This window comes from Oerskovia rustica, assembly GCF_014836555.1.
GTDB lineage: Bacteria > Actinomycetota > Actinomycetes > Actinomycetales > Cellulomonadaceae > Oerskovia > Oerskovia rustica.
This window is the reverse complement of the sequence record NZ_JACSQQ010000012.1, coordinates 85213-101443: the sequence shown is the minus strand read 5'-3', so window position 1 is coordinate 101443 and position 16231 is coordinate 85213. Positions and strand designations below refer to the sequence as shown.

Genomic DNA, 16231 nt, shown 5'->3' with positions numbered 1-16231 from the left:
GCATGCTCACCAGCAGAGACCAGGGACGGTCGTGAACGGCGAGGACCGCCGGGCCACCACCCACAGGACGACTGCAAGGAGCACGACGATGAGCTGGACGACCGGACCGCTGCTGGGCTTCGACACCGAGACCACCGGGGTCGACGTCACGAACGACCGCATCGTGACCGCGGCGCTCGTGCGGCGCGTCCCGGGCCGGAGCACCGAGGTCCGGACCTGGCTCGTCGATCCCGGCGTCCCCATCCCCGCGGAGGCGGCCGCGATCCACGGCATCTCGACCGAGCACGCGGTCGCGCACGGGGTGGCCCCGGGACCGGCCCTCGAGGAGATCGCGTCGCTCATCGCCGCGGACCTCGCGATCGGCGTGCCGGTCGTCGCGTTCAACGCGGCGTTCGACCTGTCCCTGCTCGACGCCGAGCTCGCACGCCACGCGCTGCCGACCCTGGGCGAACGGCTGGGGCGCGAGGTCACGCCCGTGATCGACCCGCTCGTGCTCGACCGCTCGCTCGACCGCTTCCGCAAGGGGAAGCGCAAGCTCGGCGACCTGTGCGTGCACTACGGCGTGACCGACGGCGGCAACCTCCACACCGCGGACGTCGACGTCCTCGCGACGCTCGACGTGCTCGAGGCCATGACCCGCGTCTTCCCCGAGCTCGCCGAACGGGACCTCGACTCGCTGCACCGCCACCAGATCACGGCTCACCGGGCCTGGGCGGAGAACTTCAACACGTGGCGCGCCGGGCAGGGGTACGTCGGCGCGGGGGCCAGCACCGCCTGGCCGTCCTGAGCCACGGTCGTCGGACCGCAAAACCTCATAGAACATATGGGCCGCTCGTGATGATCCCGTGAAGTCCCGCCGAGCCCACGGGATCGACGCGCTGTTATCTCATCCATGAGTTATCGTCGGCTCATGACCATGGTCGACGAAGCACCCCAGCACCTCGCACAGGTCGCCGCCCTCATCCGCGGCGCACGCCAGAACAAGGGCCTCACCCAGGCCCAGCTCGCCGAGCGCCTCGGGACGAGCCAGAGCGCGATCCACCGGATCGAGCAGGGCTCGCAGAACGTGAGCCTCGACATGCTCGCCCGGATCAGCGCCGCGCTCGACTCGGAGATCATCTCGTTCGGAGCCCCCAAGCACTCCCACCTGCGGGTCAGCGGCGGCCACGTGCTCTCGGGCCGCATCGAGGTCAACTCCTCGAAGAACGGCGCTGTCGCCCTGCTGTGCGCGTCGCTCCTCAACCGCGGGCGCACCACGTTGCGCCGCGTCGCCCGCATCGTGGAGGTCGACCGCATCGTCGACGTCCTGCGCAGCATCGGCGTGCAGGCCACGTGGTCCGCCGACGGTCGCGACCTCGAGATCATCGTGCCCGAGCAGCTCGACCTCGCCTCGATCGACGTCGACGCAGCCCGCCGCACCCGGTCGATCATCATGTTCCTCGGCCCGCTGCTCGGTCTCCAGGACGAGTTCTCGCTCCCCTACGCGGGCGGCTGCGACCTGGGCACCCGGACCGTCGAGCCCCACATGATCGCGCTGCGCCCGTTCGGGCTGTCGGTCACCGCGGCCTCGGGCAACTACGAGGCGGTCGTCGCGACCCCAGGCGCCCAGGACCTCAGCGTCGTGCTGACCGAGCGCGGCGACACCGTCACGGAGAACGCGATCATGGCCGCCGCGTCTCGCGACGGCGTGACGACGATCCGGAACGCGAGCCCCAACTACATGGTCCAGGACCTCTGCTTCTACCTGGAGCTCCTGGGCGTGCGCATCGAGGGCATCGGCACCACGACGCTGCGCATCCACGGACGCACCGACATCGACGCCGACGTCGAGTACGCGGTGTCCGAGGACCCCGTCGAGGCCATGAGCCTCCTGACCGCCGGCATCGTCACGGGCTCCGAGATCACGGTCGCGCGGGTGCCGATCGAGTTCATGGAGATCGAGCTCGCGACGCTGTCCGAGATGGGCCTGCGCTACTCGCTCTCCCCCGAGTACCTGGCCCTCAACGGCCGCACCCGCCTGGTCGACGTCACCGTCCACCCGAGCGAGCTGCACGCGCCGATCGACAAGATCCACCCCATGCCGTTCCCGGGGCTCAACATCGACAACCTGCCGTTCTTCGCCGTCATCGCGGCGTGCGCGAGCGGGCACACCCTCATCCACGACTGGGTGTACGAGGGACGCGCGATCCACCTGACGGACCTCACGCGCCTCGGCGCCGACGTCCGGCTGCTCGACTCGCACCGGCTCGACATCATGGGCCCGACCCACTGGTCGGGCGCCGAGGTGAGCTGCCCGCCGGCGCTGCGGCCCGCCGTCGTGATCCTGCTCGCGATGCTCGCCGCGAAGGGCACCTCGGTGCTGCGCAACGTCGACATCATCTCGCGCGGCTACGAGCAGCTCCAGGAGCGGCTCATCGAGCTCGGCGCGCGGATCGAGACGTTCCGCGACTGACCTCGACGTCGCCGGACGACAGGACGGGCGCGACCCTCGCGAGGGTCGCGCCCGTCCTGTCGTCTCGTCCCGCGCCCGGGTCCTGCCGGGCCGCGAGGTCAGCGCCCCGTGTAGTTGGGTGCCTCGACCGTCATCTGGATGTCGTGCGGGTGCGACTCCTTGAGCCCGGCCGGCGTGATGCGCACGAACTTGCCGCGCTCCTGGAGCTGCGGGATGGTGTGCGCGCCGACGTAGAACATCGACTGGTGCAGGCCGCCGACGAGCTGGTGCGCGACGGCACCGAGCGGGCCACGGTAGGGCACCTGTCCCTCGATGCCCTCGGGGACGATCTTGTCGTCGCTCGCGACGTCTGCCTGGAAGTAGCGGTCCTTGGAGTAGGACACCTTCTTGCCGCGCGAGGCCATGGCCCCGATCGAGCCCATGCCGCGGTAGAGCTTGTACTGCTTGCCGTTGACGAACACGAGGTCGCCGGGGCTCTCGTCGCAGCCTGCGAGGAGCGAGCCGAGCATGACCGTGTCCGCGCCCGCGACGAGCGCCTTCGCGATGTCGCCCGAGTACTGCAGGCCGCCGTCGCCGATGACCGGGACACCGGCCGGGCGGCACGCGAGCGAGGCCTCGTAGATCGCGGTGACCTGCGGTACGCCGACGCCCGCAACGACGCGGGTCGTGCAGATCGAGCCCGGTCCGACACCGACCTTGACGCCGTCCGCCCCGGCGTCGACGAGCGCCTGCGCGCCCGCGCGGGTCGCGACGTTGCCGCCGACGACCTGGACGTCCTTGAACGCCGGGTCCGCCTTGAGCTTGCGGATCATGTCGAGCAGGAGGCGTGCGTGGCCGTTCGCGGTGTCGGCGACCAGGACGTCCACGCCGGCCTCGGCGAGCGCGGTCGCACGGGTCCACGCGTCGCCGAAGAACCCGATTGCGGCGCCCACGCGCAGGCGACCCTCGCCGTCCTTGGTCGCGCCGGGGTACTGCTCGGTCTTGACGAAGTCCTTGACCGTGATGAGGCCACCCAGGCGCCCCTCGGCGTCGATGAGCGGGAGCTTCTCGATCTTGTGCTTGGCCAGGAGCGCAGCGGCGTCGTCGCGCGCGATGCCGATCGGAGCCGTCACGAGGGGCATGGGCGTCATGATCTCGAACACTCGCCGCTCGGCGAAGTCCGCGGGGTTGACGAACCGCAGGTCCCTGTTCGTGATGATGCCGACGAGCGTGCCGTCAGGCTCGACGACGGGCAGACCGGACACCCGGTACTGGCCGCACAGCGCGTCGAGCTCGGCGAGCGTGGCCTCGGGGCCGACCGTGACCGGGTCGGTGATCATGCCGGACTCGGACCGCTTGACGAGGTCGACCTCCTTGGCCTGCGCCTCGATCGACAGGTTGCGGTGGATGATGCCGATCCCGCCCTGACGGGCCATCGCGATCGCCATGCGCGACTCGGTCACGGTGTCCATCGCGGCCGAGAGCAGCGGTGCGGACATGGTGATCTCGCGCGTCAGCCGGGCGGTCGTGTCGACCTCGCTCGGGATGACGTCCGTCTCGTTCGGGAGCAGGAGGACGTCGTCGTACGTCAGTCCGGTGAAGCCGAAGGGGTCGTGTGCGGGGGCTGCGAGAGAGTCGGTCACATCAAGATTCTACGCTCAGGCCCTCCTGCATATTCCCGGCCGTCCCGCCACCGGGACGGCCGGGTGATGGCCAGGAGCCTGCGCGTGGCGCAGGTCACCGCACGACGGCGAGGGCCTCGTGGAGCAACCCGGTGAAGCTGCGCACGCGCTGGACGGTCGAGGCGTAGGGCAGGCTCGCCGCGGCCTCGTCGTTCGCGAGACCCACGAAGATCGGCAGGTCCGGGTTGGCCTCGTGCAACGTGTGCACGACGTCGAGCACGGGCCTGGGCTGCATGGTGACCACCGCGATGGCCGCGGGGCGGACCATGGTGACCAGCTCGAGCGAGCGGTGCGCCGTGGCCGAGCCCGTGACGATGCGCGCCATGGCCCCCTGGGCGCCGAGCGCCGCGGCCAGGGCGTGCGCCGCGAGCGGCACCTGCTCCCCCGGGGCGGCAAAGATCAGGACGATCCGGCGCATGCGGCTCGGGTGGTTGGGCGGCGGACCGCCTCCCGCGACGAGCGCCTCCTCGGACGCGTGCGTGTACTCGCGCAGGGCGGCGAGCGTCGCGTTGGAGAACACGACCTCGGGCATCTCGCCGGGCGACGCGAGGAACGTCCGCTCGGCGATGCGGTGCAGCGCCGGCTCGACGAGCGTCGACCACCAGTGGCCGGGGTCGGCGCCGGGGGCGATACGCAGCAGCTGGTCGCACTTCTTCTGGTCGAACGCGATGGCGGCGTCCACGACGTCGGACACGCTCGTCGGGCGCGGAGCACCGAGACGCACGGGCTCGTCGTCGGACGCCCGTGGCACGGCGCGCAGAAGCCGCACCCCTCCGGACGGGGTCTCAGCCGCCGGGGAGGGGGCTGCACCCGGCTCGGGGTCGCCGTCGCCGTCGTCGGAACGTTCGGCGCCGTCGGCGTCGTCGGCGTCGTCGCTGTCCTCGACCTCGATCTCGAGGGCCAGCTCGGCCTCGTCGGCGTCGAGCGCTGCGCGCGCGGCGTCGACCGGGGCGACCCCCTCGAGTGTCAGGCGACGCATGATGACGAGCCGTGCGACGTCGTCGGCGGTGTACCGCCGGTGGGAACCGGCGGTGTGCTCGGAGGGCCCGAGACCGTACCGACGGTCCCAGGTGCGGAGGGTGGCCGGGGCGACGCCCAGCCTCTTGGCGACGGCCGCGACGGCGAGAGCTGGTGCCTCGGTCGCCTTCCGTCGGGGCCCGCCGGGGTTCGGGGCGGACCGGAGTGAAGTCATGCACCCGATTCTGCCGACCGGTCCAGCCGCTCGCCACTTCGGACGCGGCGTGTCTCAGTCCGTGATGACCGGATCGGCTGAATCACTCCTGAAACGAGTGCGGTTCGCGCCACTCCGGACGCAAATCGATGCAGACCACCAAGAACCGGTTCATGAAGTTGCCCACCTCAGCCACTTGAACAACTTCTGCAACGCTTGTAGGTTGTGCTCCATGACAGAGATCTCGAGGCTCCCCGGACCGGTCATGGAACTGTGGGAATGGCAGTACCAGGGCTCGTGCCGTGACCAGGACGACACCCTGTTCTTCCACCCGGAGGGCGAGCGAGGCTCGACCCGACGACGACGCGCCGAAGCGGCCAAGGCGATCTGCGCCTCGTGCCCGGTGATGATGCAGTGCCGCGAGCAGTCGCTCAAGGTCCGCGAGCCCTACGGGGTCTGGGGCGGCCTCAGCGAGGACGAGCGCGCCGCGATCCTGGCCGGCGTCGCGAAGACCGGCTGACCTTCCGGCCCGCCGGCCTGCGGGCCCCCCGCCCGCGCAGCACCCGGCACCACCCCGTATCACCGCACCCACCACCCGTCCCCGGCGCCCGCGCCGGCCTCGAGATCCCGCCGGCACCGGACAGACGAAGGGCCCCGCAACCCAGAGGTTGCGGGGCCCTTCGTCACCAGCAGAGCTGCTGGACGTCAGCCTGTGATCAGAAGATCAGGAGACGACCACGGCGAGGATGTCGCGCGCGGAGAGCACCAGGTACTCCTGGCCCCCGTACTTGACCTCGGTGCCGCCGTACTTGCTGTAGATGACCTTGTCGCCGACGACGACGTCCAGCGGGACGCGGTTGCCGTTGTCGTCGATACGACCCGGACCAACGGCCAGGACCTCGCCCTCCTGGGGCTTCTCCTTGGCGGTGTCCGGAATGACCAGGCCGGATGCGGTCGTGGTCTCGGCCTCGAGGGCCTTCACGACGATCCGGTCCTCGAGCGGCTTGATGGGGACCGACACGTCGGACCTCCGTTTCGCTGTGAGAACTGCAACGGGTAGGTGTCGAGCGCTGCCTGCCGTCCGTCGTCGCGGGTGCCGGACCGGCGGGTGTCGCTCTTGTCGCCCTCACCCGAGGGTGTGGACGACCTACGCTCAATCTAGGTCCGCATTAGCACTCGGTCAAGGCGAGTGCCAACGAGCACCGGGCGTGGAAAGATCGATGCATGGACGCGTCGGCACTGACCAAGCTGCTCAGCCCCGCGGGATGGTCGCTCCTCAGCGCGCTCCCGCCCTACGACGAGCGCCAGGCCATGGTGCTCGCGACCGGCCTGCGCGCCCAGGGCGTCGACCCCGAGCTCGCCGCGGCGGCCCTCACCCAGTCCCGCCTGCGCGCCAAGGCGCACCTCAAGTTCGACGCGTTCGCCGACGGCATGCTCTTCACCCAGGACGGCCTCGAGCAGGCGACCCGGCTCGTGGTCGCGGCCCACCACGCGCAGCGCTACCACGCGGCAGGGGTCACCAAGGTCGCCGACCTGACGTGCGGCATCGGCGCGGACTCCATGACCTTCGCCGGGACCGGCCTCCAGGTCCTCGCGACCGACATCGACGAGGTCACCGCCTCGATCGCGACGGTCAACCTGCGCCACTTCCCCGAGGCCGAGGTCCGCCACGCCGACGGCCTGAGCATCGACCTCGTCGCCGAGGGCGTCGACGGCGTGTTCGCCGACCCGGCCCGGCGCACGCGTTCGGGCACCCGCATCTTCGACCCGCGCTCGTACGCTCCCCCACTCGACGACGTGTGGGCGTTGCGCTCGGTCGTGCCCGCGGTCGGGATCAAGGTCGGTCCGGGCATCCCGCACGCCGGCCTGCCCACCGACGCGGAGACCCAGTGGGTCTCGGTCGACGGCGACGTCGTCGAGGCCGCGCTGTGGTTCGGCCCCCTGGCCCCTGACGGCCCCGGGCGCACGGCCCTCGTGCTGCGCACCACGACCGACGCGGACGGCAACCACCGCACCGTGTCGCGCACCCTGCGCCACGACCAGGGCGACGACGAGCCCGTGCCGGACGTCGGCGCCGTCGGGCACTACCTGTACGAGCCCGACGGCGCGATCATCCGGGCCGGGCTCGTGGCCCACGCCGCCGAGGAGCTCGGCGGTCGGCTGCTGGACCGGACCATCGCGTACGTCACGACGGACCACCCCGCGCCGCGCGCGGTCGTGGGCAGCGCCGACAGTGCTGATCTTGCGACCGGGTACCGCGTCCTGGACGTCATGCCCTTCAGTCTCAAGAAGCTCAAGGCGTACCTGCGCGAGCGGGGCGTCGGGCGGCTGACCATCAAGAAGCGGGGCACGGCCGTCGTGCCGGAGCAGCTCCGCAAGCAGCTCGACCTGCGCGGTACCGCGGAGGCGACCGTCGTCCTGACCCGGGTCGGCGGATCGCAGCAGGTCCTGGTCGTCGAGCCGTTGACCCGGCCCGACGGCACGAGCGTCCTCGACTCCCCCACGCCTCCTGAAAGGGGCTGATCGGTGCACCTTCCCTTCGCCCGGTCCGAACGCTCGTCCGTCGGCATCGAGTGGGAGCTCGCGCTCGTCGACAAGGACTCGGGCGACCTGCGCCAGGTCGCCCAGACCGTGCTGGACGCCGTCGAGCCCACCGACGGGACCCAGCACCCGCACATCCGCCAGGAGCTGCTCCTCAACACGGTCGAGGTCGTGAGCGGCGTGTGCCGCACGGTCGGCGACGCCGGCCGCGACCTCGAGGCCGCGATCGAGGAGATCCGCGTCCTGACCGACCCGCTGCGCGTCGAGCTCATGAGCGCGGGCACGCACCCGTTCGCGCGCTGGGCCCAGCAGAAGGTCACGGACAAGGAGCGCTACGCGACCCTCATCGACCGCACGCAGTGGTGGGGGCGGCAGATGCTCATCTACGGCGTGCACGTGCACGTCGGGATCGAGGACCGCGCCAAGGTGCTGCCCATCTCGCGCGCCATGCTGGGGTACTTCGCGCACCTGCAGTCGCTCTCGGCGTCGTCGCCCTTCTGGGGCGGAAAGGACACGGGCTACGCGTCGAACCGTGCGCTCATGTTCCAGCAGCTGCCGACCGCGGGCCTGGGCTTTCAGTTCGAGACGTGGGAGCAGCTCGAGGGCTACGTGGGCGACATGATGCACACGGGCGTGATCGACCAGTTCGACGAGGTCCGCTGGGACCTGCGGCCGTCCCCACGCTTCGGGACGCTCGAGACACGCATCTGCGACGGCGCGACCAACCTGACCGAGGTCCTCGCGCTCGCCGCGCTCAACCACTGCCTGGTCGAGCACCTGTCGACGCTGCTCGACGAGGGCAAGGAGCTCCCCACGATCCCGGCGTGGTTCGCGCAGGAGAACAAGTGGCGGTCGGCGCGCTACGGCATGGACGCGATCATCATCCTCGACCGCGCGGGCAACGAGGAGCTCGTGACCGAAGCCGTGAGCAAGCTGCTCGTCGAGCTCGAGCCGGTCGCCGCGCGCCTCGGGTGCCTCGCCGAGCTCGACGACGTACGCCTCATCCTGCGCCGGGGCGCCTCCTACCAGCGGCAGCGGGCCGTGGCACGGCGCAACGGGGGCGAGCTCGACGCCGTCGTGCGGGCGCTCGTCGCGGAGATGCGGGCGGGCCGCCCGCTCTGACGGTGCCCGACGGCGGAGCGCGGGGCACCGCAGGTCGCCACGTCGCCCGCTCGGGTGGCCCGACCGCGCCTGGGCCACGGCCGTCCCGCAGCGCCCCGCGCGCCGGTCCGGAAATTGCGTTGCCCCTGCTGAGACCATGGGACGCATGGATCCTGCGGACTTCTACACGGGCATCGTCGCCGAGCTCTACGCTCCCCTGAAGTCGGGCTACGAGGATCCGGAGCGTTATGCGCGCTTCGTGCTCGACTCGGGCGAGCCGGCCCTCGAGCTGGGCTGCGGCGACGGGGACCCGCTCCTGGTCCTGCGCTCGCTGGGCCTGGACGTCGAGGGCGTGGACTCGTCGGCCGACATGCTCGGGCGGTGCCGCGAGCTCGCGGCCGTCCAGGGGCTCGACGTGACGCTCCACCACCAGCGCATGGAGTCCCTCGACCTGCCGCACACGTACCGTTCGGTCTTCCTCGCGGGGCCCACGTTCTGCCTCCTGCCCGACGACGACACGGCCCTCGCGGCGCTGCGCGGCATCCGTTCCCACCTGACCGACGACGGGACCGCCCTGGTCCCGCTGTTCGTCCCGTCGCCCACTCCCCCCGACGCGGTGGGCGTCCCCCGCGAGACGACGCGTGAGGACGGCGCCGTCCTGCGGGTCGCGGTCGTGGCCGAGGAGCGCGACGAGCACACGCGGACCCAGCGCAGCGCGCTGCGCTACGAGCGGCTCCTCGACGGCGCGACCACGGTCGAGGAGCGGCTCTGGACGATCCACTGGTACACCCAGGACGGGTTCCGGGCGCTCGCCACGGCTGCGGGCCTGGAGACGGTCGCCGTCCAGGACGAGGACGGGCACCACGCCGCGGCGGACGCCGACGAGTTCACGTTCCTGCTGCGCCCGGCCCGCTGAGGCGCGGCACGCTTCAGCGGGCAGCGCGACGAGAACGGGATCGAGGTCGTCATCGAGGAGATGGCGACCTCGATCCCGTTCTGGGCCGAGCCCGGCCCCGGTTCAGACCGAGACGGTCGTGAGCGGCATCGAGGAGTCGACGGGGATGTCCAGTCCCGACGGCGCCACACCGGCCCGTACGACGGCGGACCCGAGCGCGGCGATCATCGCGCCGTTGTCGGTGCAGTAGCGGATCGGCGGGATCCGCAGGTCGATGCCGGCCTCGGCGCAGCGCTCGGCGGCCATGTCGCGCAGCTGGGAGTTCGCGCTGAAGCCTCCGCCGACCACGAGGGTCTCGACGCCGTGCCGCTGGCAGGCCGCGATGGTCTTGGCCGTGAGGACGTCGGCGACGGCCTCGGCGAACGAGGCAGCGACGTCGTTGAGTGGCACCTCGAGGCCGCTGTCGACCCGGGCCTCGACCCACCGCGCCACCGCGGTCTTGAGCCCCGAGAACGAGAAGTCGTACGCGTGCTTCTCCTGGTCCTTGCGGGCCGTGAGGCCGCGCGGGAACCGGATCGCGGTCGGGTCGCCCTCGCGTGCGAGGCGGTCGATGTGCGGGCCGCCCGGGTACGGCAGGCCGAGGAGGCGGCCGACCTTGTCGAAGGCCTCGCCCGCGGCGTCGTCGAGCGTCGAGCCGAGCTCGGTCACGTCGGTCGCGATGTCGTCGACCAGGAGCAGCGACGAGTGCCCGCCCGAGACCACGAGCGCCATGACGCGCTCGGGGAACTCGCCGTGGACGAGCTCGTCCACGGCGGCGTGGCCGATCACGTGGTTCACGCCGTACAGGGGCTTGTTCAAGCCGATCGAGAGCGCCTTGGCGGCCGAGGCGCCGATCGTGAGCGGGCCCACGAGGCCGGGCCCGGCGGTCACGGCGATCGCGTCGACCTCGGACAGGTCGACGTCGGCCTCGCCGAGCGCGCGCTGGATCGTGGGGATCATCGCCTCGAGGTGGGCGCGCGAGGCGACCTCGGGGATGATGCCGCCGTAGCGGGCGTGCTCGTCCATCGAGCTCGCGACCGCGTCGACGAGGAGCTCGCGACCGCGCACGAGCGCGACGCCCGTCTCGTCGCAGGACGACTCGATCCCGAGGACCAGGGGCGCACCGAGGGTGTCAGAGGAACCGCCAGAAACCATGGTTCCCAGGGTAGTCGCGTGGCGGCGGTCGTCGTGCGCGCCGCGGCGCCGGCCCGGCGAGGCGGTGCCGTGTCCAGCCCCCGGGAGGGCACCCGGGCCCGGATGTGTCGCACGTCACGGCCCCGACCGGGAAGAGTGATTGATCCTTCAACTGTTGACCGAGGCATGAGCACCGAGACCTTCACCCCCATCGACGCCGCCTTCGACGACCTGCTCGAGATCGACGCCTCGACCGCCGACCTCCTGTTCCGCGAGGCTCGGACCGTGCACGCGTTCGAGGACGAGGCGGTGCCCGACGAGAAGATCCAGGCCGCCTACGACCTGGTCCGCTGGGGCCCGACCGCCATGAACACCGTGCCGCTGCGCCTCCTCGTGGTCCGCGACCCCGCGGCCCGTGCGCGCCTCGTCGAGCACATGGCCGACGGCAACAAGGCCAAGACCCTCGCCGCGCCGCTCACGATCGTCGCCGCGGCCGACACCAACTTCCACGAGTACCTCCCGGTCCTCGCCCCGCACATGGAGGGCGCCAAGGAGAACCTCGAGGCGGCCGGCGTCGAGACCCGCGCGGGCATGTCCCGCACGTCCGCGCTGATCCAGGTCGGCTACTTCATCGTGGGCCTGCGTGCTGCCGGTCTGCACGTCGGCCCCATGGGCGGGTTCGACGCTGCCGGCATCGACGCCGAGTTCTTCGGCGAGAACGGCTGGAAGTCGCTCGTCGTCATCAACGTCGGCACCCCGGCCGGCGAGGGCGCGACGTACCCGCGCCAGACGCGCCTCACGTTCGACCAGGCGTCGCAGACCCTCTGAGGTCGCAGCGCCGAAGGCGCTGAGGCACCCCGGGCCTCGCGCGGCGCGGCGTCACCCGTGCTCTGACGCCCCGCTCGTCGCACCCGCCCTGCGCACGACCCCAGACCCGTCCGGTCAGGCCCCCGTGGCCACCGGGCGGGTCTCGTCGTTCGACCACTGCGACCACGACCCCGCGTACAGCGCGGCGTCGACCCCGATCGTCGCGAGGGCCGCGACCTCGTGCGCAGCCGTGACGCCCGAGCCGCAGTACACGCCGACCTGCCGGCTCGCGCCACCCTGCACGCCCAGGCCCGCGAGGCGCTCGCGCAGCGCCGCCTCGTCGAGGAAGCGCCCGTCGGGACCCAGGTTGCCGGTGGTCGGTGCGCTCACCGCGCCCGGTACGTGCCCCGCACGCGGGTCCACGGGCTCGACCTCGCCCCGGAAGCGTTCGCCCGCCCGGGCGTCCAGGAGCAGCCCGTCGCCCGACGACGCCAGGTGCGCCGCGTCGTCGGGCGTGAGCATGGGGAGCGCACCCTGGGACAGCACGACGTCGCCCGGGACCGGGAGCACCTCCCCCGTGTCGAGGGCGAGGCCCGCGCCCGTCCAGGCGCCGAGGCCGCCGTCGAGCAGGCGGACGTCCGCGAGACCGGCCCAGCGCAGCAGCCACCAGGCGCGCGCGGCCGACGTGGCCCCCACGGCGTCGTACGCGACCACGCGCGACCCCGCACGCAGGCCCCAGCGGCGAGCCGCCGCCTGGAGGTCGGCGAGGTCCGGCAGCGGGTGACGACCTCGCGCGGGCGACGGTGGCGCCGCGAGCTCGGTCTCGAGGTCCACGAACACCGCACCCGGCAGGTGCCCCGCGAGGTACTGCTCGTGGCCGTCGGTCACGCCGAGCGCCCAGCGGACGTCGAGCAGGACCAGGTCCCCCGTGCCCGCGGCGAGCTCGTCGCGCAGCGCCCGCGCCGAGACGAGCACCGCGTCCCGAGCGCTCACGCGACGCCCGGCTCGTCGGGCAGCACGTCGCCCTCCCTGCCCGCAGGGACAGGTGCGGTGGCGTCGTCGGTCAGCTCGAGACGCATGGTGTAGGCGTCGACGTCCTCGGGCTGGTAGTACCGCTTGCGGATACCGAGCTGCTCGAACCCGAACTTCCCGTACATGGCCAGCGCCGCGTCGTTGTCGACCGCGACCTCCAGCAGGACGGCGCTCGCACCGACCTGGCGAGAACGGTCGATCAGCGCCGTCAGGAGTACCGACCCGATGCCGAGGTGGTGGTACTGCGGGTCCACCCCGATCGTCATGACCTGCGTGACGTCACCGTCGAACCACAGCCCCGCGTAGCCGACGAGCTCCTGCGGACCGGCCGCGTAGATCCGGACGGGCTCGGCCGCGACGTACCAACGACCCAGCGCGCCGAGCTCCTCGGCCAGCATCCCGTACGTCCAGGCGCTCGGGCCGAACAGCTCCTGCTCCAGACGCACGACGCGCGGCAGGTCCGCCGCGCGCAGCGGCCGCAGCTTGACCTCGTAGTGCGCGCTCACGCCCCGCTCGCCTTCCGGTCCGCCGGGAGCGCGTCGGTCGCGCGCTTGCGGGCCGCGGGCTCCTGGACGTCGGGGCGGCGCAGGTACAACGGCTCGGTGGGCTGCTCGTCTCCCGCGTCGCGTCGCGCGATCGCGAGCCGCGCCAGCACGACCGCGTCGGGGACGAGCGGGGCGTCCTCGGCGAGCGGCAGGTGATCGGGGTAGAGCACGGCGCCCTCGCCCACGACCACGGCGCCCTCCACCTGGTCGGCCAGTCCGGCGGCCGGACCGACGTCCGGTCCGGCGACGAGCTCGACCACCGGCGTCGCGTGCGGCCCCTCGTGCGCCACGACGCGGTAGCGCGCCCAGTAGACCTCCCGCCGGCGCGCGTCGGCCGTCGCGAGGACCTCCTCGCCCGGGGTCAGCCCCAGGTCGCTCACGGCCTGCGCGGCGATCGCGTCGAGCCCCGAGACGCCGAACGCCGGGATGCCGAGCGACAGCGCGAGCGTGCGCGCCGTGACCAGCCCGACCCGCAGGCCCGTGAAGGGAGCGGGCCCCGTGCCCGCGACGACGGCCGTCAGCGCGGTGCGGTCCACCCCGGCCTCGGCGAGCACCTCGCTGATCAGCGGGGCCAGGGTCTCGGCGTGCCGACGGCGCTCGTCCGCAGAGCGCACAGCGAGCCGTTCACCGCCGTCCCCGACGAGGGCGACCGCGACGGCGGCTGACGTATCGAGCGCGAGAACTGCCACTGTCCCAGCCTACTGATCCGCGGGCCGGTGCGCGGCCAGGTCCTGGGCCGAGCCGCCGGCGGCCGGGTCCGCTGCGGCGTGCTCCGCAGCGGCCTCGACCGCCGCACGCAGCCCGTCGGCGAGGCCGGCGACCTCGACCCACCGGTCGCCCAGGGCTCGCACGGTCACGTGCCGGACGCCGGCCTCGGGCGACTCGTGCTCGTCGTCCGGGTCGACCGGCTCGTCGGTCTCGCCGGACCGGGGCGCCTCGTCCGTGGCAGACGTGTCGACACCACCCCGCGGGCGCTCGATCGTGATCTCCAGGCGGTCCTCCGCGAGCGACTCCACGAGGTCCTGCCCCCACTCGACGACCGTGACCGACTCGTCGAGGCTCGCGTCGAGGTCGAGGGCCTCCACCTCGTCGAGCGAGCCGAGCCGGTAGGCGTCGACGTGGACCAGGTACGGGCCGTCCGCGAGCGGCGGGTGGACCCGCGCGATGATGAAGGTCGGCGACGCGACCTGACCGCGCACCCCCAGCCCCGTGCCGATGCCCTGGGTCAGGGTCGTCTTGCCCGCGCCCAGGTCGCCCGTGAGCATCACGAGGTCGCCCGCGCGCAGCTCGCGCGCCAGGGCCAGACCGAACGCGCGGGTCGCGTCCGCGTCGGGCAGGTCGAAGGTCAGATCGGTCATGACAGCCACTCCTGGTCGTCGTGCGTGCGCTCACGCAGCGTGTGGTCCTGTGCGCGGTCCGCCCGCGCCGGGGCGGGCCTCCCGAGGGTGGCGTCACCGCCCGAGGTGAGCTCCGCCGTCGGGCCCGACGCGCCGCCGTCCCGGTAGACGCGCGGGACGCGCGCGCCCAGGCGCGTCGTGATCTCGTAGCTGATGGTCCCGGCGGCCAGCGCCCAGTCCTCCGCGGTCGGGGCCCCGCCGCGCGCGAGGCCCGCGCCGGGACCGAAGAGCGTCACGACGTCGCCCGCCTGCTCGGCGGCGTAGGGTCCCAGGTCCAGCACGAACTGGTCCATGCAGACCCGCCCCGCGACGTGCAGGACGCGGCCCGTGCCGTCGATCCCGCCCGCCTCGTCGACCGGGCCGCCGACCAGCACCGGACCGCCCGGACGCTCGGGCAGGGCGCCCGACGCGTGCCGCGGGATGCCGTCCGCATACCCGAGGGGCACCACACCGAGGACCGTCGCCTGCGACGTCGTGTAGGCGTGCGCGTACGACACGCCCTGGCCCTCCGGGACGCGCTTGACCGTCGCGAGCTCGGCCTCGAGCGTCATGGCCGGGATCAGACCGAAGTCGTCGGGCGTCCCGAGCTGCGGGACCGGCGACAGACCGTAGACCGCGAGGCCCGGACGCACGAGGTCGTAGTGCACGCTCGGGTTCGTCAGGGTCGCCGCGGAGTTCGCGAGGTGGCGCACCTCGAACCGGGCGCCCGCGCCCTCGGCCGTGCGGACCGCCTCGTCGAAGACCTCGACCTGGTGCAGGACCGTCGGGTGCTCGGGCTCGTCCGCGAACGCGAAGTGGGACCAGATCCCGACGACGCTCAGCACTCCCTCCGACTCGGCCCGCAGCGCCGCGCCGAGCGCTGCCGGGAGCTGGTCCGGCATGATCCCGTTGCGTCCCAGACCCGTGTCGATCTTGAGGTGCACGCGGGCCGGGCGCCCGGCCGCGCGGGCCGCGTCGGCGACCTCCTCGACGGCCCACACCGAGGCGACCGAGACGTCGATCTCGGCCTCGACCAGCGCCCGGAGCGGAGCGCCCGGTGCGTAGAGCCACGTGAGGACCCGCGCCTGGTCCGGGCCGATGCCGGCGGCACGCAGCGCGAGCGCCTCGGAGACCTGGGCCGTGCCGAGCCACGTCGCACCGCCCGCGAGCGCCGCGCGGGCGCTCGGCAGCAGGCCGTGACCGTATGCGTCGGCCTTGACGACCGCCATGACCTGCGCGGTGCTCGCACGGGACGCGAGCGCCTCGACGTTCGAGCGGATCGCGCCCAGGTCGATCACCGCACGCGCAGGGAAGTAGTCGGCGGGGTGCGGGGTACCGGCCGCCGTGAGAGGGGTGAAGTCGTCCGCGGATCCGTGCCTGGGGTCGCTGAAGGGGCTCACGGTCACCGATTCTCTCACCGGTTCCTTCACCCGCCTGCGGTGGCACCCGCCGAGGGTGACGCCCGCACCCGCCGACG

Annotated in this window: 16 protein-coding genes; 7 read left to right on the top strand and 9 right to left on the bottom strand. The window is 72.7% G+C overall.

Going from position 1 to position 16231, the window contains the following annotated elements:
- The first annotated feature begins 88 nt into the window (after window positions 1-88).
- Together H9652_RS09110 and H9652_RS09105 are read left to right on the top strand one after the other, a co-directional pair.
- On the top strand, window positions 89-787 hold the full coding sequence (locus H9652_RS09110; protein ID WP_191795940.1) for an exonuclease domain-containing protein: 699 nt from the start codon (window positions 89-91) through the stop codon (window positions 785-787).
- Between the two features lie 123 nt (window positions 788-910).
- Window positions 911-2452, top strand: coding sequence for a UDP-N-acetylglucosamine 1-carboxyvinyltransferase (locus H9652_RS09105; protein WP_225227968.1), 1542 nt, complete (start codon window positions 911-913; stop codon window positions 2450-2452).
- Window positions 2453-2550: 98 nt separating this feature from the next.
- On the opposite strand, the gene guaB is transcribed toward H9652_RS09105, so the two are convergent.
- Complete coding sequence (gene guaB / locus H9652_RS09100; RefSeq protein ID WP_191795939.1) at window positions 2551-4074, bottom strand: IMP dehydrogenase; 1524 nt, start codon at window positions 4072-4074, stop codon at window positions 2551-2553.
- 94 nt (window positions 4075-4168) lie between these two features.
- On the bottom strand, window positions 4169-5305 hold the full coding sequence (locus H9652_RS09095; protein ID WP_191795938.1) for a MerR family transcriptional regulator: 1137 nt from the start codon (window positions 5303-5305) through the stop codon (window positions 4169-4171).
- Between the two features lie 211 nt (window positions 5306-5516).
- On the opposite strand from H9652_RS09095, the gene H9652_RS09090 reads away from it, so the two are divergent.
- Window positions 5517-5804 carry a WhiB family transcriptional regulator gene (locus tag H9652_RS09090; RefSeq protein WP_030151886.1) on the top strand — a complete coding sequence of 96 codons (288 nt, stop codon included), beginning with the start codon at window positions 5517-5519 and terminating at the stop codon, window positions 5802-5804.
- A 204-nt stretch (window positions 5805-6008) separates the two neighbouring features.
- Here the strand turns inward: H9652_RS09090 and groES are convergent, their stop codons facing one another.
- A complete protein-coding gene (gene groES / locus H9652_RS09085; RefSeq protein ID WP_030151887.1) occupies window positions 6009-6305 on the bottom strand; it encodes a co-chaperone GroES in 297 nt (98 codons plus the stop codon).
- 203 nt (window positions 6306-6508) lie between these two features.
- Here groES and H9652_RS09080 point away from each other — a divergent pair, with 203 nt between their 5' ends.
- The 3 genes from H9652_RS09080 (at window position 6509) to H9652_RS09070 (ending at window position 9842) form a co-directional block, all read left to right on the top strand.
- Window positions 6509-7807 (top strand): class I SAM-dependent methyltransferase, encoded by a 1299-nt coding sequence (locus H9652_RS09080; RefSeq protein WP_191795937.1) that lies wholly within the window; start codon window positions 6509-6511, stop codon window positions 7805-7807.
- Window positions 7808-7810: 3 nt separating this feature from the next.
- Window positions 7811-8947, top strand: coding sequence for a glutamate--cysteine ligase (locus H9652_RS09075; RefSeq protein ID WP_138825488.1), 1137 nt, complete (start codon window positions 7811-7813; stop codon window positions 8945-8947).
- 145 nt (window positions 8948-9092) lie between these two features.
- Window positions 9093-9842, top strand: a complete 750-nt coding sequence (locus tag H9652_RS09070; protein WP_191795936.1) for a class I SAM-dependent methyltransferase — start codon at window positions 9093-9095, stop codon at window positions 9840-9842.
- A 102-nt stretch (window positions 9843-9944) separates the two neighbouring features.
- Here the strand turns inward: H9652_RS09070 and tsaD are convergent, their stop codons facing one another.
- Entirely contained in the window at window positions 9945-11015 is a 1071-nt protein-coding gene (gene tsaD, locus H9652_RS09065) for a tRNA (adenosine(37)-N6)-threonylcarbamoyltransferase complex transferase subunit TsaD (RefSeq protein ID WP_191795935.1), read from the bottom strand.
- 165 nt (window positions 11016-11180) lie between these two features.
- Between tsaD and H9652_RS09060 the strand changes: the two genes are divergently transcribed.
- Complete coding sequence (locus H9652_RS09060) at window positions 11181-11822, top strand: malonic semialdehyde reductase (protein WP_191795934.1); 642 nt, start codon at window positions 11181-11183, stop codon at window positions 11820-11822.
- A gap of 114 nt (window positions 11823-11936) precedes the next feature.
- Here the strand turns inward: H9652_RS09060 and H9652_RS09055 are convergent, their stop codons facing one another.
- The 5 genes from H9652_RS09055 to alr are packed head-to-tail and all read right to left on the bottom strand — an operon-like array spanning window position 11937 to window position 16052.
- Window positions 11937-12794 carry a sulfurtransferase gene (locus tag H9652_RS09055; RefSeq protein WP_191795933.1) on the bottom strand — a complete coding sequence of 286 codons (858 nt, stop codon included), beginning with the start codon at window positions 12792-12794 and terminating at the stop codon, window positions 11937-11939.
- Window positions 12791-13339, bottom strand: a complete 549-nt coding sequence (gene rimI, locus H9652_RS09050) for a ribosomal protein S18-alanine N-acetyltransferase (protein ID WP_191795932.1) — start codon at window positions 13337-13339, stop codon at window positions 12791-12793. The genes H9652_RS09055 and rimI overlap by 4 nt, the downstream gene beginning before the upstream one ends.
- Window positions 13336-14067, bottom strand: a complete 732-nt coding sequence (gene tsaB / locus H9652_RS09045; RefSeq protein ID WP_191795931.1) for a tRNA (adenosine(37)-N6)-threonylcarbamoyltransferase complex dimerization subunit type 1 TsaB — start codon at window positions 14065-14067, stop codon at window positions 13336-13338. The genes rimI and tsaB overlap by 4 nt, the downstream gene beginning before the upstream one ends.
- A 9-nt stretch (window positions 14068-14076) precedes the next feature.
- Window positions 14077-14736, bottom strand: a complete 660-nt coding sequence (gene tsaE / locus H9652_RS09040) for a tRNA (adenosine(37)-N6)-threonylcarbamoyltransferase complex ATPase subunit type 1 TsaE (RefSeq protein ID WP_191795930.1) — start codon at window positions 14734-14736, stop codon at window positions 14077-14079.
- Window positions 14733-16052 (bottom strand): alanine racemase, encoded by a 1320-nt coding sequence (gene alr / locus H9652_RS09035; RefSeq protein WP_318244067.1) that lies wholly within the window; start codon window positions 16050-16052, stop codon window positions 14733-14735. Before alr ends, tsaE begins: the two co-directional genes overlap by 4 nt.
- Between the last annotated feature and the right edge of the window lie 179 nt (window positions 16053-16231).

Coding starts and splice junctions, on each gene's coding strand:
- H9652_RS09110 (WP_191795940.1), top strand. CDS start 89: ATGAGCTGGACGACCGGACCGCTGCTGGGCTTCGACACCGAGACCACC.
- H9652_RS09105 (WP_225227968.1), top strand. CDS start 911: ATGACCATGGTCGACGAAGCACCCCAGCACCTCGCACAGGTCGCCGCC.
- H9652_RS09095 (WP_191795938.1), bottom strand. CDS start 5,305: ATGACTTCACTCCGGTCCGCCCCGAACCCCGGCGGGCCCCGACGGAAG.
- H9652_RS09090 (WP_030151886.1), top strand. CDS start 5,517: ATGACAGAGATCTCGAGGCTCCCCGGACCGGTCATGGAACTGTGGGAA.
- H9652_RS09080 (WP_191795937.1), top strand. CDS start 6,509: ATGGACGCGTCGGCACTGACCAAGCTGCTCAGCCCCGCGGGATGGTCG.
- H9652_RS09070 (WP_191795936.1), top strand. CDS start 9,093: ATGGATCCTGCGGACTTCTACACGGGCATCGTCGCCGAGCTCTACGCT.
- tsaD (WP_191795935.1), bottom strand. CDS start 11,015: ATGGTTTCTGGCGGTTCCTCTGACACCCTCGGTGCGCCCCTGGTCCTC.
- H9652_RS09060 (WP_191795934.1), top strand. CDS start 11,181: ATGAGCACCGAGACCTTCACCCCCATCGACGCCGCCTTCGACGACCTG.
- tsaE (WP_191795930.1), bottom strand. CDS start 14,736: ATGACCGATCTGACCTTCGACCTGCCCGACGCGGACGCGACCCGCGCG.